The organism is Pseudoclavibacter sp. VKM Ac-2867 (assembly GCF_015351275.1).
GTDB lineage: Bacteria > Actinomycetota > Actinomycetes > Actinomycetales > Microbacteriaceae > Pseudoclavibacter.
The window spans coordinates 1-1,172 of sequence record NZ_JADKSL010000044.1 but is presented as its reverse complement, the minus strand read 5'-3'; the positions used below and the strand labels follow the sequence as shown (position 1 = coordinate 1,172).

Annotated in this window: 2 protein-coding genes and 1 other annotated feature; both genes read right to left on the bottom strand. The window is 65.3% G+C overall.

Annotation, left to right across the window (positions count from 1 at the left end):
* Positions 1-24: 24 nt before the first annotated feature.
* Positions 25-936, bottom strand: coding sequence for an IS3 family transposase (locus tag ITJ67_RS19465; protein WP_194678749.1), 912 nt, complete (start codon positions 934-936; stop codon positions 25-27).
* Positions 862-975 (bottom strand) — a sequence feature (AL1L pseudoknot). It overlaps the preceding gene by 75 nt.
* Positions 936-1,172 (bottom strand): transposase (locus ITJ67_RS19885; protein WP_323741512.1); only part of this gene is annotated, 237 nt, incomplete at its 5' end. Its footprint overlaps the feature before it by 40 nt. The genes ITJ67_RS19885 and ITJ67_RS19465, both read right to left, overlap by 1 nt.

Sequence of the window (1,172 nt, the reverse complement as noted above, 5' to 3'; positions counted from 1 at the left end):
GCCCCGGGTTTGTTGGAGGCTCGGTTAGCCCCGTTCCGTCTGTCTGATGGCGGGCGTTCGTGCGGCGATGAAGTGTTCCTCGACCTCGACCTCGATCGGTGGGCGGTGGTCGAGCTCGCCATGCAGTCGCCTGTGGTTATACCAATCGATGTATTCCGCGACCGCGATCTCGAGGTCGTTGATGCCCCGCCAGGGGCAGTGGTTGCGGACGAGCTCGGCTGTGAACAGCGAGTTGAAGGCCTCGGCCATGGCGTTGTCGTAGGAATCGCCCTTGGAGCCGACCGAGGCGACTGCCTCGGCTTCCTCGAGGCGTTCGGTGTAACGAACCGCTCGATACTGGACTCCGCGATCAGAGTGATGGATCAGTTGCGACAGGTCGCGGCCCGCTCGCTGGCGTGTCCAGATGCCCATCTCGAGCGCGTCGAGCGCGAGATCGGTGTGCAGGCTCGTGGAAAGCTGCCAGCCAACGACCCGTCGGGAGAACATGTCGAGCACGAACGCCGCATAGACCCAACCCTGGAAGGCGCGGACGTACGTGATGTCCGCGACCCAGAGACAGTCCGGGGCAGGAGCGGTGAAGCGCCGATCCACGAGATCTTCCGGCCGCCCCGAGAACGGGCCAGGAATCGCGGTCTTGGGGCCCTTGCGCCGCGAGCTTCCGCGCAGCCCTTCGCGGCGCATGAGCCGCTCGACCGTGCAACGCGCGACCTGTTCGCCGTCCCGGCGCAACTGCGCGTGAACTTTCCTGGCCCCGTAGACGCCGTAGTTCGACGCGTGAATATCGCGGATCTTCGCGACTGTTTGCTCGTCACTGACCGAGCGTTTCGAGGCCGGCCTTCTCTTCGCGGCGTAGGACGTCGACGGGGCGAACTGCAGAACAGTGCAGATCGGCTCGACCCCGAACTCCTGCTTGTGCGCGTCGATGAACTCGACCATCAGCGCTGTGCGCGGTCGAGCTCCGCCGCGAAGAAAGCCGATGCAGATTTCAAGATAGCGTTGGCCCGTCGAAGCTCGCGGTTCTCCCGCTCGAGCTCAGCGAGCCGCGTCCGATCATCGCTCGTGACGCCCGGCCGGACGCCAGCATCGATATCGGTTCGCTGCAACCACCCGCGCAACGTGTCAGCAGGGATCCCGAGCTGCTGTCCGACCCTCGTGCAGGCGCCACGGCTTCC